Origin of the sequence: Sulfurovum sp., assembly GCF_041551015.1 — a bacterium.
Lineage (GTDB): Bacteria > Campylobacterota > Campylobacteria > Campylobacterales > Sulfurovaceae > Sulfurovum.
The window spans coordinates 1-8,391 of record NZ_JBFENQ010000076.1 but is presented as its reverse complement, the minus strand read 5'-3'; the positions used below and the strand labels follow the sequence as shown (position 1 = coordinate 8,391).

General features: G+C 36.7%; 8 protein-coding genes. All 8 read right to left on the bottom strand.

Features of this window, described 5'->3' with window-relative positions; all coding sequences use genetic code 11:
* Positions 1-125 (bottom strand): NADP-dependent isocitrate dehydrogenase (locus ABZC96_RS06225; RefSeq protein ID WP_373028615.1); only part of this gene is annotated, 125 nt, incomplete at its 3' end.
* A gap of 167 nt (positions 126-292) precedes the next feature.
* Positions 293-739, bottom strand: a complete 447-nt coding sequence (locus tag ABZC96_RS06220) for a hypothetical protein (RefSeq protein ID WP_373029841.1) — start codon at positions 737-739, stop codon at positions 293-295.
* A gap of 135 nt (positions 740-874) precedes the next feature.
* Positions 875-1,480: a DUF302 domain-containing protein gene (locus tag ABZC96_RS06215; protein ID WP_373029839.1), complete on the bottom strand. Its 606-nt coding sequence runs from the start codon at positions 1,478-1,480 to the stop codon at positions 875-877.
* Between the two features lie 74 nt (positions 1,481-1,554).
* Entirely contained in the window at positions 1,555-5,124 is a 3,570-nt protein-coding gene (gene dnaE / locus ABZC96_RS06210; RefSeq protein WP_373029838.1) for a DNA polymerase III subunit alpha, read from the bottom strand.
* A 92-nt stretch (positions 5,125-5,216) separates the two neighbouring features.
* Positions 5,217-5,777, bottom strand: coding sequence for a DJ-1 family glyoxalase III (locus ABZC96_RS06205; protein ID WP_373029836.1), 561 nt, complete (start codon positions 5,775-5,777; stop codon positions 5,217-5,219).
* Positions 5,778-5,786: 9 nt separating this feature from the next.
* A complete protein-coding gene (locus tag ABZC96_RS06200; protein WP_373029834.1) occupies positions 5,787-6,776 on the bottom strand; it encodes a hypothetical protein in 990 nt (329 codons plus the stop codon).
* Positions 6,777-7,016: 240 nt separating this feature from the next.
* A complete protein-coding gene (locus ABZC96_RS06195) occupies positions 7,017-7,415 on the bottom strand; it encodes a hypothetical protein (RefSeq protein ID WP_373029833.1) in 399 nt (132 codons plus the stop codon).
* Between the two features lie 146 nt (positions 7,416-7,561).
* Positions 7,562-8,391, bottom strand: an 830-nt coding sequence (locus ABZC96_RS06190) for an efflux RND transporter periplasmic adaptor subunit (protein WP_373029832.1), incomplete at its 5' end; no start/stop codon positions are given.

Below are 8,391 nucleotides of genomic sequence, written 5' to 3'. Positions count from 1 at the left end.
TCACTCTCTACAACTTCTACTCCTGCTGATTTAGTAAAAGCATTTACGATTGGTAACAATGAATACGTAGCTAGTGCTGGCGCTTCATCGATTTTTGACCATATGATCTTTGGTAATTGTGACATATTTGTTCCTTATATTAAATTGGTAATGGAGAGATTGTAGCACTTTCTTTGTATTATGGGAATGAAATAGAGTGTTTTAAAAAACTTATATTATTTATTTGTTTCTTTACTACACAAATTTTGTCCTATTTGAGTAAAAGAAACTATGAACGGAGTTATAAAACTATTTAACTGACTATATATTCTGCAGGGAAGCCTACTGGTATAGGAGAGTGAAGATTCACAAACATATCGCCATCACCTACCCTACATAATTCATAAGGTACGTAGAGAAACCTTGCAGCGATCTTCTTATCTATTTGACTCTTCTCTTCCAAGTGCAAACGTATACTGCTTGAAACGTCTTTCACAAACTTTTCTGGTATAAGTGTATCAACCGCCAGTACCATTACATCAACATCACCTTTGTCAACACGCTTTCTTAAAATATCTTCCAACAAGGTATAGCTCTGCGTAGAATCTTTTACTTCATTTTCGAAAACTTCGATCTCACCAGCATCATTTAGTAACATTAAAAATGGTTGAAAATATGTATTCTTTTCAAGTAGCCCCTGTGCACGATAGACTGCTTGTTCTAAAATATTAAATGCTTTTTCATCTTCTTGGATAGACATAAGATTCCTAGTTATATTTATTTTGGCTGATAATTATATCAAAATGTATAGATGGGAAGTGTCAATAGAAATTAATTGGAGAAATAAATAGAAATATACTTACACTTAGGTGTAAGTATATACAAAAAGGAGGAACTATTTTCCAGCAGCAGCATTTTCTATCATAGCATACATTCCAGATCTTACTTCATTGGCAAGTTCTAAGAGTTCAGGAGATAAAACATATCCACCATTGATCATAAGTTCCAAGCTCATAGTATAGATGTAAATGTCACCATTTGGCTCTTCAACGACACCTACTCTACATGGCATAAACCCAATAAACTCTGCTGAATGTTTTAAAAATACATCTGCAATATATGGAGAACAGTATGAACGAATATGTGTAAGAAGTCCACCATCTTTAAACAATTTACCGTTTCTAGGCATCGTTTTGCTATCCACTAAAGCCATACCATACTCACTTGCCGTTTCATCCATGATCTCTAAAGCATTCTCAAATGCTTCTGCTTTTGTCATGCCTTCAGGTATGACCATTTTTACTTTACGGATCATCCCTTTGGCAGGATCACCTGTAGTGAGCACTTTGTCAAACATTTTCATATACTCTGGTAATGCCTGGGAGTCAAGTTTACTCACTTGAACTATACGTGTTCCAAGATCAAATTTTACAAACGCGAAAATAAAACCAATTACAACCACGGCACCTACAAATGTAAATAAACCTTTAATAAATTTCATTGTTATCCTTTTTTATATAAGACATTATTATAATGTATATAATATAAAAATAAGATTAAGCATGTTATTTGATCTTAACTTTCAACTTGCAATGCTTCTTCAAGATAGATTCCCAACTCCTTTGCCTCTTCCATAATAAGTTCGCTCACCTTCAGTTTAGACTCTATCACCACATCAGCAAGCTTAGACTTGATATGAACTTCTAACGGGCGTTTACCCGGATATTTGTCGACTAGACACATAAGCTCTTCAACGATTTTCGCATCTGGCATGAGATTAAGTGCAAGTATAAGTGGTGGTTGAACAGGTTCTTCTACATGTTTAACCTCTTTTTCCACTTTTACTTTCGTCTTCTTTGCATCTTTCATACTTGAGATCTTTAATATATTCATACGTGTAAAGTCACCATCTTTGGTAATCTTGACTTTGAAGGCAATTGGTTTACTAAGGTCAAAATCTTCTTTAAGTTCCTTAAGACGGTTTTCAAAGAGCATGAGTTCAATATTTCCGTGTAAGTCCATGATGTTGGCGATACCAAATTTATTACCTTTCTTACTTATCTTCTCTGTAATACCTTCTATTTTACCTATGAACATCGCTTGTGATCCATCGGCTAAGTCATCTATCTCTGAACTAAGTGTGTAGCTGATCTCATCTAACGTTTCACGGTATTTGTCCAGTGGGTGACCAGAAACGTAGAAACCTAAAGACTCTTTTTCCATCTCAAGGATTTCCATTGGTTCAAACTCTGCCATATGTGAGAGATCTAAAGTGACAGAAGTCATCTCTTCACCCTCTCCAAAAAGTGAGCCTATAGCTTGTTTCTTTGCGTCACCAGCTTTTTTAGCTGTCTCTATGATCTCTTCTATCTGTGAAAGCATTGCTTTACGACTGTAACCAAAACTGTCAAATGCCCCCGCTTTGATAAGTGATTCGATAACTTTCTTGTTTACTTTACTTGAGTCAATACGTGAGACGAAGTCAGAAAAATCCTTAAACTCCTCTTCCCCTCTAGATGCCAGCATGGTATTAATAGCAATATCTCCGGCACCTTTGATCGCACCCATACCAAACATAACAACCTCATCGCCATCGATGTTACGTGCTTCAAACACAAGCCCCGAACGGTTGATATCGGGTGGAAGTAGTTTGATACCCATTCGTTTGAGTTCATCTACGTATTTCACTACTTTATCTGTATTATTTTTTTCCAGTGTTAAGATAGCCGCCATAAACTCAGTCGGGTAATAATGCTTCAAATAAGAGGTATAAAAAGTGATCATCGCGTACGCTGCAGAGTGCGATTTGTTAAAACCATATCCTGCAAATTTTACGATAAGATCAAAAAGATCTGCTGCTTTTTCTCTGTCAAAGCCTTTTTGAGCTGCACCATCAGCAAACTGTCCTTTGAGTTTGTCCATCTCTTCTTTGATCTTCTTACCCATCGCCCTACGCACCAGGTCCGCACCACCCAAACTGAAGCCCCCAATGGTCTGCACGATCTGCATAACCTGTTCCTGATAAACAATAACCCCATAGGTTGGCTTGAGTATAGGCTCAAGCTCAGGAAAAGCATACGTAATTTCTGCACGGCCATGTTTACGCTCAACAAAATCATCAAGCATCCCTGACTCCATAGGGCCAGGTCGGTAGAGTGCGAGCATCGCAATGACGTCTTCAAAACCGTTTGGTTTCAGTTTTTTAGCCAAGTCCTGCATACCTGCTGATTCTATCTGGAACAGTCCAAGTGTCTCACCTGTACCGATGTAGTCATATACCTCTTTATCTTCTATATTCTCTTCAACAAAGTTGATGCGTTTACCATGTCTTTTTTCAACAAGTTGCAATGCCTCTTCGATAACTGTCAAAGTTTTAAGTCCCAAGAAGTCAAACTTAATAAGATCCACATCTTCTACATACTTACCAGAGTATTGTGTTGCAAGTGTATCAAGACCAGTAGGTTTAAACAATGGTGTTTTTTGCCAAAGTGGTTCATTGGAGATTACCACGCCCGCAGCATGTGTTCCTGCATTTCGATTAAGTCCCTCAAGTGCCAGTGCATACTCCCAGGTACGTTTTGCCTGAGGGTCGCTCTCTAACAGTTCTTTGATCTTAGGTTCCTTTTCGTAAGAACCTTTCAGGTCTATACCCAACTCATCAGGAATAAGTTTCGCCATAGCATCTGCTTTGGAGTAAGGCATATCAAGTACACGCGCAACATCACGAATCACTCCTTTAGCAAGTAATTTACCAAAAGTAATGATCTGTGCCACGTTCACTCGTCCGTACCTTTCTACCACATAATCCAGTATCTCCTGACGGCGTGCCTGACAGAAGTCCATATCTATATCCGGCATAGAGATACGTTCAGGATTCAAGAAACGTTCAAAAAGCAATCCATAAGGCATTGGGTCTATATCTGTAATACCCAAAGAGTAAGCTACCAGTGACCCTGCTGCAGAACCACGTCCAGGCCCTACAGGTATGCCCATTTGTTTAGCAGCATCAACAAAGTCCCAAACGATAAGCATATATCCAGGGAACTTCATATCGTTGATTATGTCCATCTCGACTTTAAGTCTGTCCCGATACTCATCATGTTTTTCTTCAGGAACTATCTTAAGTCGCTCTTCAAGTCCTCTTTTAGACTCTTCTACAAAAAGAACAATGTCATTCTCAAGAGAATACTCCACATCCGGATAGGGCATTTTTATATTTGATTCTGCTGCTCTTTCTCTAGAAAATTTAAAGTTAGGCGGTGTCGGGTCACCCAGTTTGATCTCCAGATTACATTTGTCTGCTATTTCCTGGGTATTTTCAAGTGCCTCAGGGATATCTGCAAAAAGTTCTGCCATCTGTTCTGGAGACTTCACGTAAAACTCATGGACCGAATGGCGTAAACGGTTAGGGTCATCATAGAGTTTGTTCATCGCGATACACATAAATGCTTCATGTGCATCTGCATCTTTTTGTACTGTGTAATGCGTGTCATTGGTTGCGATGATCTTTATTCCTGTTTCTTGTGAGAGTTGGATGATCTGCTTGTCTATACGGTGCTGGTCACCAATACCGTGACGCATAAGTTCAAGATAAAAATCTTCACCAAAAACATCTTTATATTTCAGTGCTACTTTTTTTGCTTCATCATACCCTTTAGCACCAAATTTAAGGTTTCTTTCTGAGAGGTTCATGTGCCAGTTTACTTCACCCTGTAAACAGGCAGAAGAACAAATAATACCTTCACTGTTCTCTTTAAGAAGATCCCAGTTGATACGGGGATAGTAGTAAAAGCCATCGATATAGGCACGAGAGCTAAGATACATCAGGTTTTTATAGCCCACTTCATTTTTAGCATATAAACAGAGATGAAAACGTTGACGCACTGATTTGTCACCCAACTCCTCCTGATTATGTACATAGGCTTCCATGCCAATGATTGGTTTGATTCCCTCATTACGCATGGTATTATAAAAATCTATCGTACCAAACATATTGCCATGGTCCGTCATAGCCACGGAGGTCATCCCCTGTTCTTTGATCTTTTTGGCAAGTGCTTTTATCTTGTTCGCACCATCGAGCAGTGAATATTCTGTGTGTAAATGAAGATGGGTAAATTGTGGTTTAACTTTTGGTTCTTCTGACATGGATAACCTTTGAAAATATTGATTCCAATATAGCAAAGGTTAGGTAAAAATAGATTGAAATAAGACGTAAAAAATGAATGACGGGTCGTTTCTTAACAATACCCCAATAGCATACCATCTTTCACTGCTTGCATACTCTCTTTTCCAACTAAACGTTCTACAATGGCAAGTCCGAAACAAACAGCTGTTCCTGGACCTTGAGAAGTCATGACATTACCATCGGTAACAACTTTCATATCATCTCTATATCCTGGATGGTCTATCTCATCTTTAGCACCAGGATAGCAAGTATACGCATTGCCTAAAACACCTGCTTTTTTAAGTGCAAAAGGGGCTGCACACATGGCACCTACTACTTTAGTTGCTTTAAACTGCTTAAGTAGTTCTATAATTCGTGCATTTTCAGCCAAAGCATACGTACCATCCCAGCCACCAGGAAGGACCATCATATCAAAGTCATCACTTATAATATTTTTGATTGAAGTATCTGCCTGCACCGTGATACCGTTAGCTCCTAAAACTAAATTTCCCTGAAATTCATCCTCTAAATATGCTACACGCACCTCTATACCTCCCCGACGCATCACATCTATGAGCGCAACCGCTTCAAGTTCTTCAAAACCTTTTGCTATAGGTAAAAGTACACTTGCCATCTTCTCTCCTTATTTAATCTCTTTAGCACCGATCTCGATGAATGTTGCCGGAATATCTTTGTCTAATTTATTGAGGAAGTCCATTCTTTTTTGGTTATTCATAGTAAAAAACCTATTCCAGTTTGCCAGTCTTGGCATACCTATGACAAGTGTATTTGTGTCTTTTTTAATGTACATATATATAGTACATGGTGCAAATACAGCTACTTCTGGCATCGCCCCTTCATTATCAAATACCGCATACGAATATGGAAAATGACAAAGGGAGAAAGTCCAAAATGCATCATAAGAAGGAAGAAGATCAGGTTTTCCCTGCTTATAATCAAAGAAACCAGCCATAATGTAGCCTTTTTTGGTAAAGGTATCGTCGACTTTTTCCTGAATCTCGTCTATATAATCATCAAGATCTTCAGGTCTATCAAATGTGATCTCATAGTGCAACATAGCATTTTCTATAACACCTTCATACTTACCATGGCTTACTACTGCAGAAGGAAATGTTTTAGCGATAAGCCCATCTAGTTCTGACATTTGCTTTTTATATTCTGTGATCACTGTTTGGTCTGTAATCCCTAACATCTCTATAATCGCTTCTGCGGTAAGATGAGAGATAACTGTTTCATCTTTACTTTGATGTTTATAGATCACAACATTAAACGGGTTAAACCCTGCAAGTTTTGGATCGATCTCTAAAAGAGATTTCACCTTTTTATCATTTACGATAGTCATAAAACTCAATACATCAAGTGTTGTAGAACCATACTCTTCTTTATACACAAGGTTTACATGTTTACGTGGATCAGGAAGACGATAACCAAGCGCTTTGACTGGCTTATCCATCATCGTATAATATGCATCTTGTACATTACCCTTTATTGTATATACGACAGTACTCTGTTTGACTGTACTTTCCGAACCATCAGATTCTACTGCAAAGATCACGTTTACTGATACTGCAATAAATAGTATACTTCCCATCATTCTTTTAATATTCATCATTTAGTGCCTCACTGTACTGAATTTCACACAAATCACTAAATGATTTGTTGCATTGTATTTTAATACTTATAATTTTTGTCATCATTAGCCTTTATAGTTAATTACAATAATAAATTATAATAAATTAATTATATGAAAATGATGAATTAAATATATAAAGAAGAAATATGTACTTATGTGGGTATTGAATAATGTATAAAAAGAGTTAGGAAGAGAAAAAACCTCTTCCCGATAGAGTGTTTACCAAGATCTTACTGTCTGGTGACAAGAAAGACATTTACTTAAAATAAGCAAATAGTTATTTGCTGCACTATATCTGTCTCCTTTTGCAAATGTAGATGAAATCTCATCTGCCATAGAGGTGATTGAGGCAGCTTGTTTCTTAGCATACATTAAGTTATTGATTCCTTTATCACTTACACCTTCTTTTATAAATGATTCTGTATATTTAACTGTTCTTTTAAGGTCATCAACCCCATTCTTTACAACATTAATATTATCAAAAAGAAAACCTTTTTGTATCGTAGCCAATGCAGTTTCCATATCTGCCATATTCTTCATTCTATCTGGCTGGATATATTCCTGCTGTCCAAACAGCATACCACTTAAAAGTACTGACATTAATAACGTTTTTCTCATTTCTATTCTCCTTAATGATTTATCTCTATTAATATTGTAACAACTTCACTATTAATAAATAGTAATAAACGACAAGATAAGTTAAATTTATGAAAAAATAATAGGAAAGACGATGTGAAAAGTAGCACATCGCTTAAAAAAGTTTATTAAGTGTTCTTAAGTGTCACTTTTGCATACATACCCGGGAAAATATTTTTAGTTCCTCTATCAAATCGTATACGCATTTTTATTTTATGTGTCATAGGATTGGCATCAGGTACGATAGCATGTATAATACCTACCGTTTTATAGTCAAGAGATGGTATCTCTACTGGTACTTTCATGCCCGTTTGTACTCTAGATATGATACTTTCCGAAATAGAGACATCAATCTCTAGGTTTTCTGTATCTACTATCATTACGGTCAACATACCAGGCATGATCATATCACCTACCTTAATATTCTTTTGTACTACTACACCATCTGAAGGTGCTTTCATTTTTATGTAGTTATATGTACTTGCTATTTGTTTGGCTCTTATGTTAGACTCTTTAACCATAATTTGCATTGCTTCTAACATCGACTCTATATTTGCTGCTTGAGCATCTAGATCATACATATCCGTAAGAAAAATCTTATTATCATCACGATAAGTGTTTTTTAATCTTAATTTTTTTGTGTTGACATTTCTTAATTTTTCACGCCAATACTCAACCACTATTTTTGATTGTTCCAGCATAAGATCAGCTTGTGTTTTCATGATATCAAATTCAGCAGATTCCATTTCATAGAGATCATCTTCTCTTTTTACTTTATCACCAAGTTTTACAAATACTTTCTTAATATATCCCATAAAACGTGCACCGATCATTTTCTGACCATCAGAAACGACTGTACCTGTTAAAGTGATATCCCCCGCCTGTGAAAATCCATTGAGTAGTAATGCTACAATTATTATTTTTTTCATATTCATCTTTACCATTTTCTTAAACGTAC